Raw genomic sequence first — 23,607 nt, 5'->3', positions numbered from 1 at the left:
GATGATCATTGGTAAGTCCGAAACGGAACTGGGCTTGATGAGGGAAGCAGGGAGAATTGTTGCGGAAACGCATCGTCTCTTGGCAGAGCATATCGCTCCCGGTATTACGACTGGAGAACTTGACCATATGGCCGATCAATATATCCGCAGTCAAGGAGCTGTGCCGTCTTTCAAAGGTTATAACGGTTTCCCTGCCAGTGTGTGCGCTTCAGTCAATGAAGAGTTGGTACATGGATTTCCCGGCAAACGCAAGTTGAACGAGGGCGATATCGTTACGTTTGACATTGGCGCGCAGTACCAGGGGTATCATGGAGATTCCGCCTGGACTTATCCGGTCGGCCGTATTTCCGAAGAAGCCCGTCGTCTTCTGGACGTTACCGAGGCTTCATTATACGCAGGTCTGGCGCTGGTAAAACCTGACGTTCGCTTGTTTACAATATCTCATGCGATTCAGAAATATATTGAAGATGAAGGGTTCTCCGTAGTTCGTGAATATGTCGGTCACGGCATAGGCGCAGATCTGCATGAAGAACCACAGATTCCGAACTATGGTCTTCCCGATCGGGGACCACGGCTTAAAGCGGGCATGGTGCTGGCCATAGAGCCGATGGTTAACGTAGGTAGACGGTATGTGAAAACGTTGGAAGATAACTGGACTGTCGTCACGGTTGATGGCAAGTTATGTGCCCACTTTGAACACACCGTAGCAGTTACACCAGATGGTATGGAAATTTTCACGAAACTGAATGCGTAGGTGATGAGGCATGAATAGTCAGTCTAATCCGCAGCTCGGTCAACTTGTGAAGATCCGTAAAGGCCGCAATGCGGACCAAGCCGCAGTAATTGTTGCTATAGCGGACAGTAAGTTCGTATATATTGCGGATGGAGACAAACGTAAGTTTGATCAACCGAAGAAGAAGAATCTTCTTCATCTTGAACTCCAGCCCATGATTAGCAGCGAGGTTGTGAACAGTTTAAACGAGAGTGGTCGGGTGACAAATGGAAAGCTCCGTTACGCGGTTCATTCATTTCTGGAATCCACCAACATTCAAGCTGAAGAGAAAGGAGACTGACTAATGGCCAAGGAAGATGTCATTGAAGTGGAAGGTACGGTTCTCGAACCGCTACCGAATGCAACATTCAAGGTTGAGCTTGAGAACGGTCATCAAATTCTCGCTCACGTTTCCGGAAAACTACGGATGCACTTTATCCGTATCCTGACTGGAGACAAAGTAGTTGTTCAGTTGTCGCCTTATGATTTAACAAAAGGTCGCATAACTTACCGTAAATAGTAGTAGACAGTTGCAATGAACTGTGAAGCTTATGAAGCGGGTTTTGCCCGGCAAAACTTGCGAAAGCTTCGAAGCCGGTTTTACAATAGTAGAACAAGGTCAATGCTTACGAAGAGGGTTTTGCTTAGCAAAACTTTGAGGAGGTAATTCACATGAAGGTAAGACCTTCGGTCAAGCCGATTTGCGAAAAATGCAAAGTCATTCGCCGCAAAGGGAATGTTATGGTTATCTGTGAAAATCCGAAACACAAACAAAAACAAGGTTAAAGAAGGGGGTGTAGCGTAAAATGGCACGTATAGCTGGTGTGGATTTGCCACGTGATAAGCGCGTTGAGATCGCCTTGACTTATATTTTCGGAATCGGTAAAACGACTTCCCAGAAAATTCTGAGCACAACAGGCATCAATCCGGACACTCGTGTTCGTGATTTGACGGAAGATGAAGTCAGCAAATTGCGTGAAAGTATCGATAAAGAGGTCAAAGTAGAAGGTGACCTGCGTCGAGAAATCTCTTTGAATATTAAACGTTTGACGGAGATCGGTTGTTACCGTGGAGTTCGTCATCGTCGTGGTCTGCCTGTTCGTGGACAACGTACGAAAACGAATGCTCGTACTCGTAAAGGTCCTCGTCGTACAGTAGCGAACAAGAAGAAATAATAAGGGGGGATAAGAGAAAATGGCTAAACCGAAAAAAGTCGTACGTACTAAACGTCGTGACCGTAAGAATATTGAATCTGGCGTGGCGCATATCCGTTCCACTTTCAATAACACTATCGTTACTATTACGGATCCTCACGGAAATGCAATTTCGTGGGCAAGCTCCGGCGGTCTCGGATTCAGAGGTTCCCGTAAATCGACTCCGTTTGCTGCACAAATGGCTGCTGAGACTGCTGCCAAAGCTGCAATGGAACATGGGATGAAAGCCGTTGAGGTTATGGTTAAAGGACCAGGCGCAGGCCGTGAAGCAGCGATCCGCTCTTTGCAAGCTGCTGGTCTTGAAGTTAACCTGATCAAAGACGTAACTCCAGTCCCGCATAACGGATGCCGTCCTCCAAAACGTCGTCGTGTCTAATGAGATTTGCCCCTGCGTGTGGTATATTTCCAGCACAATCTGCTAATAATGGTTGTTTAGGCATACTACTACATGTTTTCGCAAGAGAAGGTAAATGTTTCATAGAGGACCGACGTTTTGAAGGAGGGGTATTGCAGTGATTGAAATCGAAAAGCCGAAAATTGAGACGGTAGACGTCAACGATGATGGCACCTATGGGAAATTCGTAGTAGAACCGCTTGAGCGCGGATACGGTACGACGCTTGGAAACTCGCTTCGCCGAATCTTGCTCTCGTCACTGCCGGGTGCGGCAGTGTCTTCGGTTCAAATCGATGGCGTTCTGCATGAATTTGCTACAGTTCCTGGCGTAATGGAAGATGTTACGGAGGTTATTCTTAACCTGAAAGCTTTGTCGCTTAAGATTCATTCGGATGAGGAGAAAGTGCTCGAGATTGATGCTGAAGGCGAAGGAGCGATTACGGCTGGAGATATCCGTGCTGACTCCGATGTGGAAATCCTTAACCCGGATTTGCACATTGCTACGCTCGGACCAGGTTCGAGACTTCACATGCGTATTTTTGCCAATCGCGGTCGCGGCTACGTCCAGGCAGATCGGAATAAACGCGATGACCAGCCGATCGGCGTCATCCCAGTCGATTCCATCTTCACCCCGATCAGTCGCGTTAACTACGCTGTGGAAAATACGCGTGTCGGTCAAGTGACCAACTATGACAAGCTCACGTTGGAAGTTTGGACTGATGGAAGTATTCGTCCTGAAGAGGCTGTAAGCCTTGGCGCTAAAATTTTGACTGAGCATTTGATGCTCTTCGTGGGTCTTACAGACGAAGCGAAAGATGCAGAGATCATGGTCGAAAAAGAAGAAGACAAAAAAGAAAAAGTACTCGAAATGACGATCGAAGAGCTGGATCTCTCTGTTCGTTCCTACAACTGCCTCAAACGTGCCGGTATTAATACGGTGCAAGAGCTGACTACGAAAACGGAAGAAGACATGATGAAAGTCCGTAACCTCGGACGCAAGTCTTTGGAAGAAGTTCAAGAGAAGCTTGAGGAACTTGGTTTGGGACTCCGTACAGAAGAATAGACAGCCGAGTGCTTGAAGTGAAGGAGGGAAAACAATGGCATACCAAAAGTTGGGCCGTAATTCCAGCGCACGTAAAGCTTTGTTCCGTGACCTGGTAACCGACCTGTTCTTATACGAACGCATTCAGACAACTGAAGCGAAAGCAAAAGAGGTTCGCTCTATTGCTGAAAAACTGATCACTAAAGCGAAAAAGGGAGATCTTCATGCCCGTCGCCAAGTGGCAGCTTATGTTCGCCGCGAAACGATCGATGGAGAGCAAGATGCAATCCAAAAACTGTTTAGCGAATTGTCCGGTCGTTACGCTGAGCGTCCAGGTGGATACACTCGTATCCTGAAACTGGGACCTCGTCGTGGTGACGCAGCGCCAATGGTTTACTTGGAACTGGTAGACCGCGCGTAAAACAGATGAGATGAGGAAAGGGGACAGAATCAACGATTCTGGATTAACCCTTTTTTTCTCTTCATTTCGGAATTCGTGCTGTAATAGAAGCTCCGTAAGGGGCTTCTTTTGCTGTTCGGGATAGGCATATGTATAGTATGGAACAAAGGTGTGGTAATAATGCGGAACTTATGTATGACGTTAACTTATGATGGCACTGCCTATTACGGCTTCCAAGTTCAGCCGGGTGGGAATACCATTCAGGATCATCTTGAAGATGCGATTCGTGCTTTGACCGGTGAGAAGGTTAAAATTACAGGTTCAGGCCGAACTGATGCAGGTGTTCACGCTCGCAGACAGATCTTCAATTTTCCTACGGAGTCCCAGATCCCGATTGAACGTTGGTGTATTGCGCTCAACTCCAGATTACCCTCCGATATTGTCGTTATTGATGCGATTGAAGTTTCGGCTGATTTTCATTCTCGCTATGCAGCGAAAAAGAAAACGTATCGTTATACAGTCAATGCGAATCAATTTCCGGATGTATTCAACAGAAGACTGCAGTATCATCATCATGCGAAGCTTGATATTATGGCAATGCAGGAGGGCTTACGACATTTCATAGGGACGTATGATTTTACCTCTTTTGCTTCACGCAAGTCTCAGAAAGAGAATCATGTCCGTTCGGTATACGAAGCATGGATGGAAGTGGACCGATCAATGTGCAGAGACCATCCGCGCGATCAGGGTGTCATTCACATTTATGTGAGTGGTAACGGCTTTTTGCAGCATATGGTTCGTATCATTGTAGGGACACTGCTGGAGATCGGAGAGGGCAAACGGAAAGCCTCTGATGTACCGAATATGATTGCTGCATGTAATCGATCTGCTGCAGGACCTACTGCAGTTAGCTGCGGTTTAATGCTCTGGGATCTTGAATACAAAAAAGATTAGATTTGGTGAGTGAAAAGCTTAATTAACACTTGCGATTTAATCTCCTATCATGTAATATAAAAGTTGTGTTTTCTTAATGGCTTTCCCACAGCCCCAATTAAGAGGTTCACATCGAATTTACAATCCATCAACACCTAAAGTTATAACTTAACGAACGAAGATAAATGAAAATGATGATTTTGAACATTTTAAGGAGGAACTTTTCATGCGTACTACGTACATGGCGAAGCCTAACGAAGTTGAGCGCCAATGGCACATCATTGATGCTGAAGGCAAAACCCTCGGACGTTTGGCGAGCGAAGCAGCTGCTTTGATTCGCGGCAAACATAAGCCACAATTCACTCCACATGTGGACACTGGCGATTTCGTTGTTATCATCAATGCTGAGAAAATCGTATTGACTGGTAAGAAAATGCAAGGTAAAAAATACTACCGTCACTCAATGCACCCAGGTGGTTTGAAAGTAACTACAGCTGAAGAGATGGTTAAAAACAAACCTGAGCGTATGTTGGAATTGGCTGTTCGCGGTATGCTTCCTAAAACTCGCATGGGAGAGAAAATGAAGTTGAGACTTAAAGCGTACAGAGGCACTGAGCATCCACATGCAGCACAAAAACCAGAAGTTTACGAACTTCGCGGTTAATTAAAAGGAGGACAGTTTCATGGCACAAGTACAATACTATGGGACAGGTCGTCGTAAACATTCGGTAGCACGTGTTCGCCTTGTACCGGGTGAAGGACGCATTGTCATCAATAAACGTGATATTAATGAATACTTCGGTTTGGAAACACTCAAACTGATTGTAAAACAACCACTGAACTTGACAGAAACGCTCAATAACTATGACGTTCTTGTTATCGCTCATGGTGGCGGAATCTCCGGTCAAGCTGGCGCTATCCGTCATGGTATCTCCCGCGCTCTGTTGAAAGCAGATCCGGAATACCGTGCATCCCTGAAAAAAGCAGGATTCCTGACTCGTGACCCACGTATGAAAGAGCGTAAAAAATACGGTCTTAAAGCGGCTCGTCGCGCACCTCAGTTCTCCAAACGTTAATATTAAAAGCCTTTGGCCTCGGTCAAAGGTTTTTTTATATATTCATGACTATCCCGCCTTATACTATATCAGTTTGTGCAATAGCTCTCATATCTGTGATGTCTCTCCTCATGCTTGTGCATTTTCCCTTCATTGCACTTTTCAATGTCCTCTTAATGTCCCTCAATACACTTCTTTAATATGTGCGTTAATACATCTTACATAACCTCTCTAATTCGTTTTACAACATTCGATTTGCTCCTATCCACCATTTCACCTCCATTCTCTGTAACAGCTCGTTATAAGATCATCTATTAGGACTCACGCCGAAGCTCTTGTATGCGTTCAGTTTGCTGTTATCCACTTAATTCTCTAGTGGAAGCCTTATCAGTATTTCTTATAGAAACGATAAAAGTCCCTTACATATCAATCGCTAAATGTCGCAACTCTGCTCCTCTTAAAAATTTCTGCTTCTCTTTCTTCATTTTTAATCGACCAGTGATTTTTTCATGCTGTTCTTGGCGACATGAAATGTCCAAACGCAGCAGCAGCAAAGGTTTCTAAGGCTAAGAGATGTATTTTCACCTGGCCAATGACTTGAACCAACATCATTGTTTTTATCTCATCAACAGAGAAATGGATAAATTGAACTAAAATATTGTGTAAGAGCGACGTTCAAAAATGGGCAAAAACTGATTTAATTTACCATATGGCAGGCATTGACATCCCCAATGAAAGATTTATACTAAACATAATTCACATTAGATTAGTCGGCTTTAGGATGTATTGAAATACAGAATGGGGGAAATTCACAGATGAACTTGTTGGAGAAAGAAGAATTGGCACGGACTAAGGCAGAGGAACTGGAACATGCCAGTCCAGAGGATATCATTCGGTATGCTATTGAAACATTTCCAAATATCACTTTTGCATGTAGCTTTGGTGCAGAAGATGTTGTACTTGTAGATATGTTGCAGAAGATCAGCCCATCCACAGATATTTTTTATCTGGATACCGATTTTCACTTTAAAGAAACATACGAAACACGTGATAAGATGCAGGAGAACTACAACCTTGAATTTGTACGCGTGTCACCTAAGATTACTCCGGAAGAACAGGCAGCTCAACACGGTGAAGAGTTGTGGAAGTCTGATCCCAATGGGTGCTGTAACATTCGCAAAGTCGAACCGTTAACACGTATCCTTTCTCAGTATGATGCATGGATTACAGGTATCCGTAGAGATCAAGCACCAACTCGTGCTAACTCGAAAAAGGTTGAATATGACTCAAAATTCGGTCTGATGAAGTTTAATCCGATTGCGCACTGGACGACGGAGGATGTATGGCAATATATTCGTGACAACAACGTTGTATATAACCCGCTTCATGATCAGAACTACCCGAGTATTGGTTGTGAGCATTGTACACGTCAGGTTATGCCTGGCGAGGACCCTCGTGCTGGACGTTGGTCTGGTAATGATAAAACGGAATGCGGCCTTCATAAATAATAGATAAACAAGGAGCTGACAAGATGACATCGATTCTGCCTCATGGAGGTACGCTGGTTCAGCGTATCGTACAAGGAGAAGAACGGGAGCAACTACTGCAAGACAGTAAGGATTTATCCTCTTTGCGTATTAATACCTGGACGATATCAGATTTGGATCTGATTGGGGTGGGGGCGTTCTCACCACTTCAAGGTTTCATGAATGAGGAAGATTATCTTTCAGTTGTGTCACGCATGCGTCTCGCGGATGGGACAGTCTGGAGTATACCGATTACACTTGCTGTTGACGATAAACAAGCGGCATCCCTTCAGCTTGGTGAACTCGTGAAACTTGTTGGTGATCAAGATGGGGTAACCTATGGATTGCTCGAAGTCCAAAGTATATACCAAGTGGATCAGGGTGAAGAAGCACGGCGTGTATTCAAAACAGATGATCCAGAGCATCCGGGTGTTAAAAAACTGTTGGAGCGTCCTGCAACATATGTAGGAGGTCCAATCCAAGTTCTGAATCGTCCGAAACCCGTGAAGTTCGAAGAGTTCTATTATGATCCTGCAGATACCCGGAAGATTTTCCAAGAGAAGGGTTGGAAGACCGTAGTCGGTTTTCAGACACGTAACCCGGTCCATCGGGCTCATGAGTACATCCAGAAGAGTGCTATGGAGATTGTAGACGCACTCTTCCTGAATCCACTCGTTGGAGAGACGAAGTCGGATGATGTTCCGGCAGATGTTCGCATGAAGAGTTATCTGGTTTTGCTGGAGAATTATTATCCGGCTGATCGTGCGTTTCTTGGTGTGTTCCCCGCAGCTATGCGATATGCCGGACCACGAGAAGCTATTTTTCATGCGATGGTCCGCAAAAATTACGGTTGTACCCACTTTATCGTCGGTCGTGATCATGCGGGTGTAGGTGATTATTACGGAACGTATGAAGCACAGGAGATCTTCACTAACTTTACAGCGGAGGAACTGGGGATTACCCCGTTGTTCTTCGAACATAGCTTCTTCTGTACGAAATGTGGAAACATGGCTTCCAGCAAAACTTGCCCACATGATAAGGAGCACCACATGACGCTTTCCGGCACCAAAGTGCGCGGGTTGCTGCGTGACGGCCAGTGTCCTCCACCTGAATTTACCCGCCCTGAGGTAGCTGAGGTGTTGATTGAAGGAATGGCGGAGCAAGTCCGATCCTAACGGTATATTTGTCCATCTTGTCCCATATAGATGATTAGAGTCATTTATAGGGACGAGGTGGTTTTTTTATGCGTAAAAATATGGGGAAGCACTTTGTAGTCTGGATCAGGTTAAAAACAATTAAAAGGGTTATGCTGAGCCTCTGTCTGTTAGCCATGTTAGTGGCAGTAATGTCCTACGAGTTACCTTCCGCCAAGACATCAGGCTACTGGAGTTTGCCAATGGCAGGTAAAGTCATTGCCATTGACGCAGGACACGGAGGTCCGGATGGAGGAGCTGTGAGTAAACAGGGGGTTATTGAAAAAGATATCAACCTGTCTATCGCCCTGTATGTGAGAGATTATTTGCAACAGGCAGGGGCCTTAGTGGTTATGACACGAGAAATTGACACTGATCTGGCCGAATCGGACACCAAGGGATACTCCAAACGCAAGACCGAAGATCTGAAGCAAAGAGTGCGGCGAATAGAGGATAAGCAAGCAGATCTTTTCATCAGCATTCACATGAACAGTGTTCCTTCTAACCGATGGAGTGGAGCGCAGGTTTTCTATACACCTAACCATCCGGATAACGAAGGACTGGCCAATCTGCTTCAACAAGAGATGGTTCGTAATCTGGAGAATACAGATCGAATCGCCAAAACGGTTAACACGGTTTATCTGTTACAGGCCTTGAAGATCCCGTCAGCACTCGTAGAAGTAGGTTTTCTTTCTCATCCGGAAGAGGCACGTTTGCTTGCCGATGAAGCCTACCAACGTAAAGTAGCTGCTTCGATCTACAATGGGGTTCTTAGATATTCCTCAGGAGAACGGCCTAAAAGTTAGTCAGAACAAGAAAGGTAATGATATAATTGGAACAGCATACCTAAATTACATGCCAATAGATAAAGCTGAGGTGCTGTCTGATGTTATCAAAAGAACAGATACTTGAACTATTACAGCCATTACAAGAACCGCAATTGGGAGTAAGTCTGACCGAATTGGAATGGATTCGTGATGTTATGGTGAAAGAAAATCATGTGGCTCTGACCATGGTGACACTGGAGAACCGACCTGAGGATACAACGGCCTTGAGTGATGCTGCGCGTAATCTGTTATCCCAGCATGGATTGAAGGATGTACATATTCGCGTGCGTGCAGCTTCTGAGCATGATCGTGAGAGCCTGAATATGGGACAACCTGATGAAGAGCAAGATCGGGACGAAGTGCTCGTAAAAGGTCACGCAGCGGGTCTGGATGGACATGAACTGTTAAGTCCTGAATCAGGCGTTCGTTTTATTGCGGTGGCCAGTGGTAAAGGCGGCGTTGGTAAATCAACAGTGACGGTTAATCTCGCTGCGGCCTTGGCACGTCAAGGCAAGAAGGTGGGATTAATTGATGCTGACATCTATGGTTTCAGTGTACCGGACATGATGGGGATCGAAGAATATCCGGTTGTGGAAGATGGCGTTATTCAACCAGTTGAACGTTTCGGTGTCAAAGTTATGTCGATGGGTTTCTTTATTCGTGAGAACAACCCGGTAATCTGGCGCGGACCTATGCTTGGTCGGATGCTGCGTCAATTCTTTACTGATGTCCAGTGGGGCGAGTTGGATTATATGTTACTGGACTTGCCACCAGGTACGGGTGATGTCGCTCTGGATGTGCATCAGATGTTGCCCCAGAGCAAGGAGATTATCGTTACTACACCGCATGCAACAGCAGCTTTTGTTGCAGCACGTGCAGGTGCCATGGCCATCCAGACCGATCATGAGTTACTTGGTGTGGTTGAAAATATGGCTTATTACGAGTGTGGCAGTTGCGGAGAGAAGGATTATGTCTTTGGTCGTGGAGGCGGGGGGAGGCTTGCAGAAAGTCTGCATACGAGCTTGCTTGCCCAGATTCCTTTGGGTACTCCCGATAATCATCCTTCCGAGCCTGACTTCTCACCGTCTGTATACAAAGCAGACTCCCGTATCGGGGCCATCTACGATGAAGTGGCTCGATCCATCGAATCCAAATTCTAACGCGATGTTCGTTATAAATACAAATAAAGCCTGCGTCCACTTGGATGCAGGCTTTTCAGTATCTGTGGTGCGTATTAACACCTACTGTTTATGATCCTCCGCCGCCCGAATCTCCACTTCCACCATCTCCGCCATCGCTACCTTCCTGACCTTCTTGTTCTCCGCCTTTCTCTTGGCCCTTTTCTCCGCCACTTTCTACTTTGGGTTGCAATTCGTCCTGCACAACCTTCTTGAGCAAAGTGAGTACTTCCATGCGGAACAACGGGTTCTGCATTACTTCCTGCATAACAGTCATCGTTTGTTTACGATAATCTGGAGTCTTCGTCATATCCATGAACATCTTGGATACTTCAGGTGACTTCATGATGTCTCCAACAGATTTTTGATATGTGGGATCTTTGATCAACTGCATATGAAGTTGTTTGCTTTGAGCGTTGATCACTTTGGCAAATTCCCCGGCAAACTGTGGATCTGTCATGATCTTCTCGAATTCCTTCTGGTATTCGGGAGCTGTAATGGTGTCTTTTACTGCAATACGTATTTGTTCCGAAGATTGCACAGGCATTAACATTTTCATACCAATGGTTCCCGAACCACCACCCGATCCGCCGCCACCTTCTTCTGAACCGCCGCCTTCACCACTGGATGAGCTTTGACCGGTAAGAGCCTCCTCCACCGCTTTCTTGCCTTCATCACTTTTCAAAATATCGACAACCATCGTTTTCATCTCTTTATAACTGCCCTGAGGAGGCGAAGAACTCTGATCTGAACCGCAGCCGGCAAGCATGACGGATAGCCCCAGTACGACACAGCATAGCTGCCACAAAGGCCGTTTCATGTGTACAATCCCTCCTTGATTAGATACTGGATGTAGTATGTGATGGGAAAGGGGGAAATATGTTGAGCAATGATGGTTTTTTGCTGAGAAGGTTGGTAAAATAAACACTCGGGGGTGGAAAACATTTGAATTTACGTAAATGGTTTTTCCTGTTTTGGACAGCCTTGCTTATTGGGGCCGCGGGATCATTGGTTACGGGATTAATTATGATGCTGGTGAACGGGGAGAAGACAAATGGGTTAAATGATTTTCTTCTGTATCTTCTGATCCTGTTTGGATCCGGGGTTATGATCAGCGTGTATTCACAAATGGGTTTCTTTGCATATCTGATACTGAATTATATGGGTAAAGGTGTATTTCCCAAGCGCGGTTGGCAGATCGTGCAGATTATCTTAACGGTGTTAGCCCTGCTTGACGTGATGTTTTTGCGTCTGTTCGTAGGGGGGAATCGGGAACGCATATCGGATATTGTGCTAGGTATCATGATTTTAGCAGCTGCAATTGTTACCGCTTACGTCAAGGTGAGATTGACTCATATTTCCGCGCTCGTACCGACACTCTTTTTCATGATTGCCGTCACCGTAGTGGAGACGATCGGCGTATTGCGCATTGATGTGAATGCTGCAACCATATTTATTGTGGTTCCCTTGCTCTTATGTAATGCATACCAAATGCTGATATTGCACAGGCTGGTGGATGTATCGACGAACCAGAGCGTAAATGAAAGTGGAAAGACAGAGCCGTTGAAGGAAAGTCGAGCATAGATTTTATTTTGAAAATAAAAACATACCAAAAAGAGCTAACTTAGTTAGCTCTTTTCAACTTTTGCGTCACTAATTGAGCTGTCACTCCAATAATCTAGCAATTATTGACCGCTGGCTTGGTCACGAACTTCCTTACCTTCTACACTGGAATGGTTCAGTAACTCTGACACAGTGACGAATTCATATCCCTGATTTTTTAATTTGTCGATAATGACAGGGAGGGCTTCATGAGTTTGTTTGGAGGAATCGCTGGCATGCAGCAGCACAATGTCACCTGGATGCGCTTTGCTAACTACTCGATCAACAATCGTCTGTACACCAGGGTTTTTCCAATCCAAGGAGTCGGTATCCCATTGCACCACCTGATAGTTCAGACTATTGGCTACCTGAAGCACACGTTTGTCAAAATCCCCGTTGGGCAGACGCAGTAACTTCGGTTCTTTTCCCGTTAAATCGGTTAAAATGCTATGAGCTGTCGAAATTTCTTTGCGAATTTCTTCCTCGGTCAGGCTGCTGTAGTTCTCATGTCTGTGTCCATGGCTGCCAATTTCATATCCTGCATCTTTGATAGCTGTGACAATCTCGGGGTGTGTCTTGCTCCAGGGGGAGGAAAGGAAAAAGGTAGCCTTCTGCACTTTATTCTCCTGAAGAACTTTCAGAATCGGTTCTGTCCGTTTATCACCCCAGCTAATGTCAAAGGTTAGTGCAATCACCTTCTTCTCGGTTGGAACGCTGTAGACGGCTGATGGTGCTTCCTCCGAGAATACGGAGACATTACCGCTCTCCAGATAGATAATACCGATCGCAAAGACGGCAGCAACCAGGACAATCAGGTAACGTTTAATCTTTTTGCCGCTAAATACATAGAACGAGTTCATTTCAATAAGCGCCCCTCTCCCATAAGAAATGCTTGTTTACTCTCCAATGTATGCTCGTACTGCCCAGTTATTCGTCACTGATCCTTGTTTGTCCATCATTTTAGATTCTACAGGAGGTTATTATGTTAAAATTCAGTACATTTCTTAAAGATCTTGGTTCCATCCGCAGTGCATTGATCTGGTCCCTGGTTTTGTTTGCCGCAGGAATAGGGGCGGGATGGGTGAGTACAGGTCCATTGGAGGAACTGTTGTTGAACCAAATCGGAGGATTACGCGAGGTCAGTGAACGGCTGGAGCAGAGGGGCAATGTGCAATGGAACTTCTTCCTGTTCATCTTTTTCAATAATGCGATCAAAAGTGTACTTGTCATTTATGCCGGTATATTCTTTGGAATTCTGCCTGTTATTTTCCTGCTAATCAATGGTATGGTCCTTGGATTTGTAGTGCACACCACGATGAATTATGGGGCAAGCTTTTATGATATTGTGGTTAAGGGCTTACTTCCACATGGCATTATTGAGATTCCGGTCATTATCATTGCTTGCGCATTCGGGCTGAAGTTTGGTGGGCTGGTTATCAAAAGTCTTGTTCAACTTGGAAGTGACAAACGAAATACGATTGGTACACGGTGGAGAGTATTCATGAACAGAACGTTAACTGCATCCTTCTGGGTTGTTATCTTGCTTCTTGTTGCAGCCATCATTGAAAGTACACTTACGTATGCTCTGGTGAGAGGATAAAATTTTGTGATGGTTGGCATTCATAAATTTTCAGAAAGTTGACCATAACAATAAAACGGGTTCCAGCAGCACCCACAAAAAGCGAATGCACGGGGTGTTGCATGAAACTTGTGTAAGTGTGATAAAGAGGCTATGCACAAAAAGGAGAACTCTAATGCTGGGTATGTTGTTTAACGAGAAGGAATGCAAGGAACTAGACTATGTGCTGCGTAAAGAGTTAGATGAAATGCTGTTCGATCTAAGTGATAATCGTCTTGACCAAGAGATCAAATATGCTATCGCGAGCCGATATAAGACTGTGTTCCGCATGTATGCACGCTTTGCTCCGCCAAAAGAGTTGTCCAAGTATGCAAGAGGTGGGAAGCTGAAAAAGTCGAAGCCGTAATGCTGAAGCTGGTCATATATTCGCTGTATAGTATTGGAAGTGAGGTGCGGCTCTTAAAAGTGGGTGCTGTACCTCTGAACCATGATCATAGTGAATTTGTCATAAGGGTTATACTTTTTGTCGAAAAAGGGTTGACCTTTCTAAATTCATATGGTAAATTAATTTTCGTTCCTTTTTTAGGATCTGTTCACCGAAACAAGCATGAAAATAAAGCGATTTAAAACAATCGAAAAATAATGCTTGCAAAGAGAACTTCAACATGATATATTATAAAAGTCGCCGCTGAAACGACGACAACATGAAAAACAGCAACAAATTGAATGTTTGATCTTTGAAAACTGAACAACGAGTGAGTAAACATTCTGCTTGCAGAATGAACGCGAAAGTTGGAAACAAGTCTTGGCTTGGATTCGGCTGGAGCACAAATGAGATTTTTAATCTCGTCAGATTCAAAATGAGCTTATCGCTCTTTTCAATACTTTATTGGAGAGTTTGATCCTGGCTCAGGACGAACGCTGGCGGCATGCCTAATACATGCAAGTCGAGCGGAGTTGATAGGGAGCTTGCTTCCTGGATGCTTAGCGGCGGACGGGTGAGTAACACGTAGGCAACCTGCCCTCAAGTTTGGGACAACTACCGGAAACGGTAGCTAATACCGAATAGTTGTTTTCTTCGCCTGAAGAGAACTGGAAAGACGGAGCAATCTGTCACTTGGGGATGGGCCTGCGGCGCATTAGCTAGTTGGTGGGGTAACGGCTCACCAAGGCGACGATGCGTAGCCGACCTGAGAGGGTGATCGGCCACACTGGGACTGAGACACGGCCCAGACTCCTACGGGAGGCAGCAGTAGGGAATCTTCCGCAATGGGCGAAAGCCTGACGGAGCAATGCCGCGTGAGTGATGAAGGTTTTCGGATCGTAAAGCTCTGTTGCCAGGGAAGAACGCTTGGGAGAGTAACTGCTCTCAAGGTGACGGTACCTGAGAAGAAAGCCCCGGCTAACTACGTGCCAGCAGCCGCGGTAATACGTAGGGGGCAAGCGTTGTCCGGAATTATTGGGCGTAAAGCGCGCGCAGGCGGTCATTTAAGTCTGGTGTTTAATCCCGGGGCTCAACCCCGGATCGCACTGGAAACTGGGTGACTTGAGTGCAGAAGAGGAGAGTGGAATTCCACGTGTAGCGGTGAAATGCGTAGATATGTGGAGGAACACCAGTGGCGAAGGCGACTCTCTGGGCTGTAACTGACGCTGAGGCGCGAAAGCGTGGGGAGCAAACAGGATTAGATACCCTGGTAGTCCACGCCGTAAACGATGAGTGCTAGGTGTTAGGGGTTTCGATACCCTTGGTGCCGAAGTTAACACATTAAGCACTCCGCCTGGGGAGTACGGTCGCAAGACTGAAACTCAAAGGAATTGACGGGGACCCGCACAAGCAGTGGAGTATGTGGTTTAATTCGAAGCAACGCGAAGAACCTTACCAGGTCTTGACATCCCTCTGACCGGTACAGAGATGTACCTTTCCTTCGGGACAGAGGAGACAGGTGGTGCATGGTTGTCGTCAGCTCGTGTCGTGAGATGTTGGGTTAAGTCCCGCAACGAGCGCAACCCTTATATTTAGTTGCCAGCACTTCGGGTGGGCACTCTAGATAGACTGCCGGTGACAAACCGGAGGAAGGTGGGGATGACGTCAAATCATCATGCCCCTTATGACCTGGGCTACACACGTACTACAATGGCCGGTACAACGGGCTGCGAAATCGCGAGATGGAGCCAATCCCAACAAAGCCGGTCTCAGTTCGGATTGCAGGCTGCAACTCGCCTGCATGAAGTCGGAATTGCTAGTAATCGCGGATCAGCATGCCGCGGTGAATACGTTCCCGGGTCTTGTACACACCGCCCGTCACACCACGAGAGTTTATAACACCCGAAGTCGGTGGGGTAACCGCAAGGAGCCAGCCGCCGAAGGTGGGATAGATGATTGGGGTGAAGTCGTAACAAGGTAGCCGTATCGGAAGGTGCGGCTGGATCACCTCCTTTCTATGGAGAATCGTTTCCTGTAACGGAAACATTCAAATCAGCAGGTTCTTAGAACCTGCGACAGCGATTCATTTCGGTCCATCACTTCGGTGTGGATGAAATGAAGAGCACAACACTCACTCGTTGCTCAGTTTTGAGAGCTCAAACTCTCAAACGTTTGGTGGCGATAGCGAAGGGGTTCCACACGTTCCCATCCCGAACACGACCGTTAAGCCCTTCAGCGTCGATGGTACTTGGACCGCAGGGTCCTGGGAGAGTAGAACGCCGCCAAGCGTAACCCATTTTGGGTTCAAATAGTATATATAATGTGGGCCCTTAGCTCAGTTGGTTAGAGCGCACCTCTGATAAGGGTGAGGCCGGTGGTTCGAGTCCACCAGGGCCCACCATCTACATTTTTTAATTTCATATGGGGCCATAGCTCAGCTGGGAGAGCGCCTGCCTTGCAAGCAGGAGGTCAGCGGTTCGATCCCGCTTGGCTCCACCAATAATGATTTACAAGTTTGTTCTTTGAAAACTAGATATCGAAACGAAAGTAAATGCGAATTAGAACATTCCTTTTTAGCTGAACTTGTGTAAACAAGTTTCAATAAAAACGGTAGTTAATTGCTTTTGCGATGGTATTGAATGGGAGTGACTTTTGGCTTTGCGTAAGCAAAACAAGGGAAGCGAGCAGTCAAAACCGGAGCAATATGGTTAAGCTACTAAGAGCACACGGAGGATGCCTAGGCGCTAGGAGCCGATGAAGGACGTGGCGAACAACGAAACTGCCTCGGGGAGCTGTAAGCAAGCTTTGATCCGGGGGTGTCCGAATGGGGAAACCCAGCTGGGGTAATTTCCAGTTACTCACAACTGAATACATAGGTTGTGCAGAGGCATACCAGGGGAACTGAAACATCTAAGTACCCTGAGGAAGAGAAAACAATAGTGATTCCGTCAGTAGCGGCGAGCGAACGCGGAGAAGCCCAAACCAGAGAGCTTGCTCTCTGGGGTTGTGGGACGTCTCACATGGAGTTACAAAGGAACCGGTTAAGCGAAGAGGTCTGGAAAGGCCCGCCAAAGAAGGTAAAAGCCCTGTAATTGAAAGTTGGTTCCCTCCGAGACGGATCCCGAGTAGTGCGGGGCACGTGAAACCCCGTATGAATCCGGCAGGACCATCTGCCAAGGCTAAATACTTCCTAGCGACCGATAGTGAAGCAGTACCGTGAGGGAAAGGTGAAAAGCACCCCGGAAGGGGAGTGAAATAGAACCTGAAACCGTGTGCTTACAAAAAGTCAGAGCCCGTTTTAGGGGTGATGGCGTGCCTTTTGTAGAATGAACCGGCGAGTTACGTTCCCGTGCAAGGTTAAGGTGAAGAGCCGGAGCCGCAGCGAAAGCGAGTCTGAATAGGGCGAGTGAGTACGTGGACGTAGACCCGAAACCGGGTGATCTACCCCTGTCCAGGGTGAAGGTGCGGTAACACGCACTGGAGGCCCGAACCCACGCATGTTGAAAAATGCGGGGATGAGGTGGGGGTAGCGGAGAAATTCCAATCGAACTCGGAGATAGCTGGTTCTCCCCGAAATAGCTTTAGGGCTAGCCTCGGAAAACAGAGTCGTGGAGGTAGAGCACTGATTGGGTGCGGGGCCCGCAAGGGTTACCAAGCTCAGTCAAACTCCGAATGCCATAGACTTACTTCCGGGAGTCAGACAGTGAGTGCTAAGATCCATTGTCAAAAGGGAAACAGCCCAGACCATCAGCTAAGGTCCCCAAGTGTGTGTTAAGTGGGAAAGGATGTGGAGTTGCACAGACAACCAGGATGTTGGCTTAGAAGCAGCCACCATTGAAAGAGTGCGTAATAGCTCACTGGTCGAGTGACTCTGCGCCGAAAATGTAACGGGGCTAAACACACCACCGAAGCTATGGCTTGATGCTTTGCATCAGGGGTAGGGGAGCGTTGTGTTGGGGTTGAAGGTGTACCGTAAGGAGCGCTGGACACAACACAAGTGAGAATGCCGGTATGAGTAACGAAAAGATCAGTGAGAATCTGATCCGCCGAAAGCCTAAGGGTTCCTGAGGAAGGCTCGTCCGCTCAGGGTAAGTCGGGACCTAAGGCGAGGCCGAAAGGCGTAGTCGAAGGACAACAGGTCGAAATTCCTGTACCACCGTAAGCCGTTATGAGCAATGGGGGGACGCAGTAGGGTAGTGACGCGGACTGATGGATGTCCGTCTAAGCAGTAAGGCTGATGTGTAGGCAAATCCGCACATTGTAAGGCTGAGCTGTGATGGGGAGTGAAAATTACAGTAGCGAAGGTCATGATCTCACACTGCCAAGAAAAGCCTCTAGCCAGGTGATGGTGCCCGTACCGCAAACCGACACAGGTAGGCGAGAAGAGTATTCTAAGGCGCGCGGAAGAACTCTCGTTAAGGAACTCGGCAAAATGACCCCGTAACTTCGGGAGAAGGGGTGCCCCGGTAGTGTGAATAGCACGAGGGGGCCGCAGTGAAAAGGCCCAAGCGACTGTTTAGCAAAAACACAGGTCTGTGCGAAGCCGTAAGGCGAAGTATACGGGCTGACGCCTGCCCGGTGCTGGAAGGTTAAGGGGAGTGGTTAGGGAGCAATCCCGAAGCTGTGAACCGAAGCCCCAGTAAACGGCGGCCGTAACTATAACGGTCCTAAGGTAGCGAAATTCCTTGTCAGGTAAATTCTGACCCGCACGAATGGCGTAACGACTTGGGCGCTGTCTCAACGAGAGATCCGGTGAAATTTTAATACCTGTGAAGATGCAGGTTACCCGCGACAAGACGGAAAGACCCCATGGAGCTTTACTGCAGCTTGATATTGAATTTGGGTACGATCTGTACAGGATAGGTGGGAGCCTTTGAAGCAGGAGCGCCAGCTTCTGTGGAGGCAACGTTGGGATACCACCCTGATCGTATCTAGGTTCTAACCTGGTACCGTAAACCGGTGCGGGGACAGTGTCAGGTGGGCAGTTTGACTGGGGCGGTCGCCTCCTAAAGAGTAACGGAGGCGCCCAAAGGTTCCCTCAGAATGGTTGGAAATCATTCGAAGAGTGCAAAGGCATAAGGGAGCTTGACTGCGAGACCTACAAGTCGAGCAGGGACGAAAGTCGGGCTTAGTGATCCGGTGGTACCGCATGGAAGGGCCATCGCTCAACGGATAAAAGCTACCCTGGGGATAACAGGCTTATCTCCCCCAAGAGTCCACATCGACGGGGAGGTTTGGCACCTCGATGTCGGCTCATCGCATCCTGGGGCTGAAGTAGGTCCCAAGGGTTGGGCTGTTCGCCCATTAAAGCGGTACGCGAGCTGGGTTCAGAACGTCGTGAGACAGTTCGGTCCCTATCTGTCGTGGGCGTAGGAAATTTGAGAGGAGCTGTCCTTAGTACGAGAGGACCGGGATGGACGTACCGCTGGTGTACCAGTTGTTCCGCCAGGAGCACCGCTGGGTAGCTATGTACGGAAGGGATAAACGCTGAAAGCATCTAAGCGTGAAGCCCCCCTCAAGATGAGATTTCCCAGTATGTAAGACCCCTTGAAGACGACGAGGTAGATAGGCTGGGGGTGGAAGTGCAGCAATGCATGGAGCTGACCAGTACTAATCGGTCGAGGGCTTATCCAATATGCAAGTTGTAATTCGTAGGTTTCGTTTCGAATCTAGTTTTCAGAGAACAACACTCTGAAGATGCGCTGAACCATTCATCCACACAGCCGTGCCCGGACCGAATGGAACGCGAACGCATTTGTTATACAAATGCCCGTTTGGTGGCGATGGCGGAGGGGTTCCACACGTACCCATCCCGAACACGACCGTTAAGCCCTCTAGCGCCGATGGTACTTGGACCGCAGGGTCCTGGAAGAGTAGGACGCCGCCAAGCGAACTCTTTCATCATACATAGAAAACAGGCTCTGCATGTGGACGTTGTACGATGAGTTGCATTTGCACCGCAAATGCATATTATTCCCTGATAGCTCAGTTGGTAGAGCACTCGACTGTTAATCGAGTTGTCACAGGTTCGAGCCCTGTTCGGGGAGCCATTTGCTCTCATAGCTCAGTAGGTAGAGTGCATCCATGGTAAGGATGAGGTCACCGGTTCGATCCCGGTTGAGAGCTTTGAAAATGGGGCCCGTTGGTCAAGGGGTTAAGACACCTCCCTTTCACGGAGGTAACAGGGGTTCGAATCCCCTACGGGTCATATAGATGGAGGCTTAGCTCAGCTGGGAGAGCATCTGCCTTACAAGCAGAGGGTCGGGGGTTCGATCCCCTCAGCCTCCACCATCTAATTTAATGGGGATTAGCCAAGCGGTAAGGCAACGGACTTTGACTCCGTCATGCATAGGTTCAAATCCTATATCCCCAGCCATTTTATTATGAGTCATTAGCTCAGTTGGTAGAGCACCTGACTTTTAATCAGGGTGTCGAAGGTTCGAGCCCTTCATGACTCACCATTATATGCGCGTGTGGCGGAATTGGCAGACGCACTAGACTTAGGATCTAGCGTCTTTGACGTGGGGGTTCAAGTCCCTCCACGCGCATCCCTTATTTGCGGAAGTGGCTCAGCGGTAGAGCATCGCCTTGCCAAGGCGAGGGTCGCGGGTTCGATTCCCGTCTTCCGCTCCAATATTTTGCGCCCTTAGCTCAGCTGGATAGAGCGTTTGACTACGAATCAAAAGGCCGGGAGTTCGAATCTCTCAGGGCGCGCCATTATTTTTTTAGTATCGGGATGTAGCTCAGCTTGGTAGAGCACCTGGTTTGGGACCAGGGGGTCGCATGTTCAAATCGTGTCATCCCGATTTTATGCTTATGCGGGTGTAGTTCAATGGTAGAACTTTAGCCTTCCAAGCTAATAGCGTGGGTTCGATTCCCATCACCCGCTTACATGACATAATAAAAGAGCCTTTGCAGATGCGAGGCCACTGAAAAAGTTCTCATTTAGAAAAAGGTAAGGTTCTTCAAGAAAATTGAAGAACCTTACCTTTTTTGCGTATAATTGGGTTATCACGAAAAGTAGGTGAGAGCGGATGATCCGACAACAACAAACCTTAGTCCTGAGTCCTTATGCGGCACTGTATGACATCGTCGTTCCGAAGGACAATATGCTCCGTAAAATTAACGAGCTCGTGGATTTCACTTTCATTTATGAAGAACTCGAAGCTAAATATTGTTTGGACAATGGACGTAACGCCATCGATCCTATTCGCATGTTTAAATACTTACTGCTTAAAGCTATCTTTGAACTGTCTGACGTAGATATCGTCGAACGCTCGAAGTACGACATGTCGTTCAAATACTTTCTCGGTATGGCGCCAGAAGATTCCGTTATCGACCCAAGCTCCCTGACAAAATTTCGCAAACTGCGATTGAAAGATATGGATTTGCTGGACATGCTCATTGGTCAAACGGTGACGCTTGCGATCGAGCAGAATATCGTGAAGAGCCATTCCATTATTGTTGATGCTACGCATACAAAAGCACGCTACAACCAGAAGTCACCACGAGAAATTCTGCAAGACCGTGCGCGGAAATTGCGCAAAGCTGTGTATACCTTGGATGAATCGGCCAAAGCCAACATGCCGACAAAGAATACAACCAACGAACTCGAAGGTGAAATCGAGTATTGCCAGAAGCTTGTCGCTTTCATCGAAACTGAATCTGGGATCGCACAAGTGCCGAAAATTCTAGAGCCTCTCAACCTGCTGAAAGAAACGATTGCAGATGACGTCGAGCAACTTCGCCTGGCGGCGGACCCCGATGCACGAGTGGGACACAAGAGCGCAGACTCTGCTTTCTTTGGATATAAAACACATCTGGCGATGACCGAGGAACGGATTATTACAGCGGCCGTCATTACAACAGGAGAGAAAAATGATGGTAAACAACTGCAGGAATTAATCAAAAAAAGCAAAGCAGCTGGCATGCAAGTGAAGACCGTCATTGGAGACGCAGCTTATTCCGAAAAGGATAATATTGTATATACTAATAAAAATGAGATTGAACTTGTAGCGAAACGCAATCCACTCATTACGCAAGGCAACCGTAAGAAGGAAGAGAAGTTCCTATTTAATAAGGACGCAGGGTTGTACGTGTGTCCAGCTGGGCATATGGCCCTCCGCAAGGCACGTCAAGGCAAGAAAGGTGTCGGTACAAACCAAACAGACACCTATTATTTTGATGTAGAGCAATGCAAGCGTTGTCCACTAAAGGAAGGTTGCTACAAAGAAGGTGCCAAAAGCAAGACGTATTCCGTTTCGATTAAATCCGAAGAACACTCCGAACAAATGGCATTTCAAGAAACAGAATATTTCAAAAATAAATCCAAAGAGCGTTACAAAATTGAAGCAAAAAACAGTGAACTCAAACATGGACACGGGTATGACATAGCCACATCCTCGGGTTTACTTGGCATGCAATTACAAGGTGCAATGGCCATATTTGCTGTAAATCTAAAGCGAATACTGAAGTTAGCAGATGAATAAATTCGGGAATCTAACTTGCTTAGGGTTCACAAAAAGAAGACATCCATCCCAAAATAGGGATCCGGATGTCTTCTTTTTGTAATAGGTACGTAGCTACAAGGAAAAATGCGAGTTCTTCAGTGGCCTCGCAGATGCAGAGGCTCTTTTATTTGTATTTTTACGCAATAAAACATCAATTATTATATGTAGAGTACATTTCTTGTTTAAAAGAGCCAAGACCCTTTTGCAATTAAAATAGGGAGGTCTTGGCTCTTGTGTTTACTTCTGCTTCTGAGGTACCGCTAAAATGCAGCAGTAGTGATTGTAACGTGCCTTAATTTCTGTTAACGTTCGTTATGGTCTGTCACTCTTTTACGCATGCCAGCTAAACCCAACAATCCCAGCAAACCGAGCCAGCCCCAATCCATACCGTTGTCACGGTCGGTGGTATTGGCATTAGCACGAACATTATTGGCACGATAGTCACCATTGTTGCGGTAGTTTCCATTCATGTTCATGTTAGTGTTGGTACGGTCCATGTAGTTGGTGTCCTGATAAGACTGGACACGGGAGCCGTTTGTATCCATTCCTTTGGTCATATGACCATCAGCAGCAGCAGGGCCAGCTATTGACGCGACAAGAAGCACAGAAGCAATAATAGTTGTAGCTTTTTTCATGATTTGGATTCCTCCTTTTTTGGTTAGAGCCTATAGAGTAATCTGCCCAAGAAGGTAAGAACATTATGTAGAAATGGTCTGTTAAGATATTCCTTTGATTACACGTGGTTAGCAAACATACATAAGAAACTTTCCTAATAAGCAGACTGTATTAGGAAGAAAATTTATAATTACATCTTTAATTTATTGCGTCACTGTGGTAAAGTATACAAAAGCTTGCTTTGCCGGTCATGTTTCTTCGTATGGCATCTGATCTCAAACAATGATATTATGCGGTTTTAACCTTAATAACACGTACATTGAATCGTATCTAAAAGAACTGT

Annotated in this window: 22 protein-coding genes, 13 tRNA genes and 4 rRNA genes; 36 read left to right on the top strand and 3 right to left on the bottom strand. The window is 46.8% G+C overall.

The features are described from left to right. Window position 1 precedes the first annotated feature (1 nt). From map to AC1S8V_RS26400, 15 genes are all read left to right on the top strand, one after another. The gene (gene map, locus AC1S8V_RS26470; RefSeq protein ID WP_036607191.1) at window positions 2–754 is read left to right on the top strand and encodes a type I methionyl aminopeptidase; all 753 of its coding nucleotides are present in this window, start codon (window positions 2–4) and stop codon (window positions 752–754) included. Window positions 755–764: 10 nt separating this feature from the next. Then, window positions 765–1,073 carry a KOW domain-containing RNA-binding protein gene (locus AC1S8V_RS26465; protein WP_091039171.1) on the top strand — a complete coding sequence of 103 codons (309 nt, stop codon included), beginning with the start codon at window positions 765–767 and terminating at the stop codon, window positions 1,071–1,073. 3 nt (window positions 1,074–1,076) lie between these two features. Then, a complete protein-coding gene (gene infA, locus AC1S8V_RS26460) occupies window positions 1,077–1,292 on the top strand; it encodes a translation initiation factor IF-1 (protein WP_017692098.1) in 216 nt (71 codons plus the stop codon). 152 nt (window positions 1,293–1,444) lie between these two features. Then, a complete protein-coding gene (gene rpmJ / locus AC1S8V_RS26455; protein WP_003333770.1) occupies window positions 1,445–1,558 on the top strand; it encodes a 50S ribosomal protein L36 in 114 nt (37 codons plus the stop codon). Window positions 1,559–1,578: 20 nt separating this feature from the next. After that, window positions 1,579–1,947, top strand: a complete 369-nt coding sequence (gene rpsM / locus AC1S8V_RS26450) for a 30S ribosomal protein S13 (RefSeq protein WP_062329455.1) — start codon at window positions 1,579–1,581, stop codon at window positions 1,945–1,947. Between the two features lie 19 nt (window positions 1,948–1,966). Continuing rightward, entirely contained in the window at window positions 1,967–2,362 is a 396-nt protein-coding gene (gene rpsK / locus AC1S8V_RS26445) for a 30S ribosomal protein S11 (protein WP_017692100.1), read from the top strand. Between the two features lie 136 nt (window positions 2,363–2,498). Further along, a complete protein-coding gene (locus AC1S8V_RS26440) occupies window positions 2,499–3,443 on the top strand; it encodes a DNA-directed RNA polymerase subunit alpha (RefSeq protein ID WP_017692101.1) in 945 nt (314 codons plus the stop codon). 34 nt (window positions 3,444–3,477) lie between these two features. Continuing rightward, on the top strand, window positions 3,478–3,843 hold the full coding sequence (rplQ, locus tag AC1S8V_RS26435) for a 50S ribosomal protein L17 (RefSeq protein ID WP_017692102.1): 366 nt from the start codon (window positions 3,478–3,480) through the stop codon (window positions 3,841–3,843). Window positions 3,844–4,002: 159 nt separating this feature from the next. Continuing rightward, window positions 4,003–4,776 carry a tRNA pseudouridine(38-40) synthase TruA gene (truA, locus tag AC1S8V_RS26430; protein WP_076216861.1) on the top strand — a complete coding sequence of 258 codons (774 nt, stop codon included), beginning with the start codon at window positions 4,003–4,005 and terminating at the stop codon, window positions 4,774–4,776. A 205-nt stretch (window positions 4,777–4,981) separates the two neighbouring features. Beyond that, complete coding sequence (gene rplM / locus AC1S8V_RS26425) at window positions 4,982–5,419, top strand: 50S ribosomal protein L13 (RefSeq protein ID WP_024633564.1); 438 nt, start codon at window positions 4,982–4,984, stop codon at window positions 5,417–5,419. A gap of 19 nt (window positions 5,420–5,438) precedes the next feature. Beyond that, complete coding sequence (gene rpsI / locus AC1S8V_RS26420) at window positions 5,439–5,831, top strand: 30S ribosomal protein S9 (protein WP_017692105.1); 393 nt, start codon at window positions 5,439–5,441, stop codon at window positions 5,829–5,831. A 794-nt stretch (window positions 5,832–6,625) separates the two neighbouring features. Then, window positions 6,626–7,318: a phosphoadenylyl-sulfate reductase gene (locus tag AC1S8V_RS26415; RefSeq protein WP_124118836.1), complete on the top strand. Its 693-nt coding sequence runs from the start codon at window positions 6,626–6,628 to the stop codon at window positions 7,316–7,318. A gap of 23 nt (window positions 7,319–7,341) precedes the next feature. Then, window positions 7,342–8,511 carry a sulfate adenylyltransferase gene (gene sat / locus AC1S8V_RS26410; protein ID WP_482071384.1) on the top strand — a complete coding sequence of 390 codons (1,170 nt, stop codon included), beginning with the start codon at window positions 7,342–7,344 and terminating at the stop codon, window positions 8,509–8,511. A 155-nt stretch (window positions 8,512–8,666) separates the two neighbouring features. Further along, window positions 8,667–9,335, top strand: a complete 669-nt coding sequence (gene cwlD, locus AC1S8V_RS26405; protein WP_482071383.1) for an N-acetylmuramoyl-L-alanine amidase CwlD — start codon at window positions 8,667–8,669, stop codon at window positions 9,333–9,335. Window positions 9,336–9,415: 80 nt separating this feature from the next. Beyond that, window positions 9,416–10,516, top strand: a complete 1,101-nt coding sequence (locus AC1S8V_RS26400) for an Mrp/NBP35 family ATP-binding protein (RefSeq protein WP_145326562.1) — start codon at window positions 9,416–9,418, stop codon at window positions 10,514–10,516. Window positions 10,517–10,604: 88 nt separating this feature from the next. On the opposite strand, the gene gerD is transcribed toward AC1S8V_RS26400, so the two are convergent. Beyond that, window positions 10,605–11,354 carry a spore germination lipoprotein GerD gene (gene gerD, locus AC1S8V_RS26395; RefSeq protein WP_482071382.1) on the bottom strand — a complete coding sequence of 250 codons (750 nt, stop codon included), beginning with the start codon at window positions 11,352–11,354 and terminating at the stop codon, window positions 10,605–10,607. A gap of 125 nt (window positions 11,355–11,479) precedes the next feature. On the opposite strand from gerD, the gene AC1S8V_RS26390 reads away from it, so the two are divergent. After that, window positions 11,480–12,118, top strand: coding sequence for a KinB-signaling pathway activation protein (locus tag AC1S8V_RS26390; protein ID WP_482071381.1), 639 nt, complete (start codon window positions 11,480–11,482; stop codon window positions 12,116–12,118). 101 nt (window positions 12,119–12,219) lie between these two features. Here AC1S8V_RS26390 and pdaB read toward each other — a convergent pair whose 3' ends face one another. Beyond that, window positions 12,220–12,996: a polysaccharide deacetylase family sporulation protein PdaB gene (gene pdaB / locus AC1S8V_RS26385; protein WP_145326559.1), complete on the bottom strand. Its 777-nt coding sequence runs from the start codon at window positions 12,994–12,996 to the stop codon at window positions 12,220–12,222. Window positions 12,997–13,118: 122 nt separating this feature from the next. Between pdaB and AC1S8V_RS26380 the strand changes: the two genes are divergently transcribed. The 20 genes from AC1S8V_RS26380 (at window position 13,119) to AC1S8V_RS26285 (ending at window position 22,628) form a co-directional block, all read left to right on the top strand. After that, window positions 13,119–13,736: a stage II sporulation protein M gene (locus AC1S8V_RS26380; protein ID WP_482071380.1), complete on the top strand. Its 618-nt coding sequence runs from the start codon at window positions 13,119–13,121 to the stop codon at window positions 13,734–13,736. Window positions 13,737–13,890: 154 nt separating this feature from the next. After that, window positions 13,891–14,121 (top strand): hypothetical protein, encoded by a 231-nt coding sequence (locus AC1S8V_RS26375; protein ID WP_017692114.1) that lies wholly within the window; start codon window positions 13,891–13,893, stop codon window positions 14,119–14,121. Window positions 14,122–14,601: 480 nt separating this feature from the next. Then, window positions 14,602–16,154 (top strand): 16S ribosomal RNA (locus AC1S8V_RS26370). A 156-nt stretch (window positions 16,155–16,310) separates the two neighbouring features. Further along, window positions 16,311–16,427: ribosomal RNA gene (gene rrf, locus AC1S8V_RS26365) — 5S ribosomal RNA — on the top strand. Window positions 16,428–16,463: 36 nt separating this feature from the next. After that, window positions 16,464–16,540, top strand: a tRNA-Ile gene (locus AC1S8V_RS26360). Between the two features lie 22 nt (window positions 16,541–16,562). Then, window positions 16,563–16,638: transfer RNA gene (locus AC1S8V_RS26355), tRNA-Ala, on the top strand. Window positions 16,639–16,845: 207 nt separating this feature from the next. Continuing rightward, a 23S ribosomal RNA gene (locus tag AC1S8V_RS26350) occupies window positions 16,846–19,773 on the top strand. A 139-nt stretch (window positions 19,774–19,912) separates the two neighbouring features. Further along, window positions 19,913–20,029 (top strand): 5S ribosomal RNA (gene rrf, locus AC1S8V_RS26345). Together the 16S, 23S and 5S rRNA genes with 13 tRNA genes alongside form the textbook arrangement of a ribosomal RNA operon. Window positions 20,030–20,113: 84 nt before the next feature. After that, a tRNA-Asn gene (locus AC1S8V_RS26340) sits at window positions 20,114–20,189 on the top strand. 3 nt (window positions 20,190–20,192) lie between these two features. Then, window positions 20,193–20,265 (top strand) — tRNA-Thr (locus tag AC1S8V_RS26335). A gap of 10 nt (window positions 20,266–20,275) precedes the next feature. Continuing rightward, window positions 20,276–20,347: transfer RNA gene (locus AC1S8V_RS26330), tRNA-Glu, on the top strand. A 7-nt stretch (window positions 20,348–20,354) separates the two neighbouring features. Then, window positions 20,355–20,430 (top strand) — tRNA-Val (locus AC1S8V_RS26325). A 10-nt stretch (window positions 20,431–20,440) separates the two neighbouring features. Continuing rightward, window positions 20,441–20,515: transfer RNA gene (locus AC1S8V_RS26320), tRNA-Gln, on the top strand. 9 nt (window positions 20,516–20,524) lie between these two features. Next, window positions 20,525–20,600 (top strand) — tRNA-Lys (locus AC1S8V_RS26315). 6 nt (window positions 20,601–20,606) lie between these two features. Then, a tRNA-Leu gene (locus AC1S8V_RS26310) sits at window positions 20,607–20,687 on the top strand. Window positions 20,688–20,697: 10 nt separating this feature from the next. Continuing rightward, window positions 20,698–20,772 (top strand) — tRNA-Gly (locus AC1S8V_RS26305). Between the two features lie 7 nt (window positions 20,773–20,779). Then, window positions 20,780–20,856, top strand: a tRNA-Arg gene (locus AC1S8V_RS26300). A gap of 15 nt (window positions 20,857–20,871) precedes the next feature. After that, a tRNA-Pro gene (locus tag AC1S8V_RS26295) sits at window positions 20,872–20,945 on the top strand. 12 nt (window positions 20,946–20,957) lie between these two features. Beyond that, window positions 20,958–21,028 (top strand) — tRNA-Gly (locus tag AC1S8V_RS26290). Window positions 21,029–21,173: 145 nt separating this feature from the next. Next, window positions 21,174–22,628, top strand: a complete 1,455-nt coding sequence (locus tag AC1S8V_RS26285; RefSeq protein WP_482071379.1) for an IS1182 family transposase — start codon at window positions 21,174–21,176, stop codon at window positions 22,626–22,628. A gap of 323 nt (window positions 22,629–22,951) precedes the next feature. Here the strand turns inward: AC1S8V_RS26285 and AC1S8V_RS26280 are convergent, their stop codons facing one another. Continuing rightward, a complete protein-coding gene (locus AC1S8V_RS26280; protein ID WP_482071378.1) occupies window positions 22,952–23,284 on the bottom strand; it encodes a WGxxGxxG family protein in 333 nt (110 codons plus the stop codon). Window positions 23,285–23,607: the final 323 nt, after the last annotated feature.

It is taken from the genome of Paenibacillus sp. B46(2026) (genome assembly GCF_056786355.1).
Note: the sequence above shows the minus strand (reverse complement) of the source record. Positions and strands in the feature narration are given on the sequence as shown.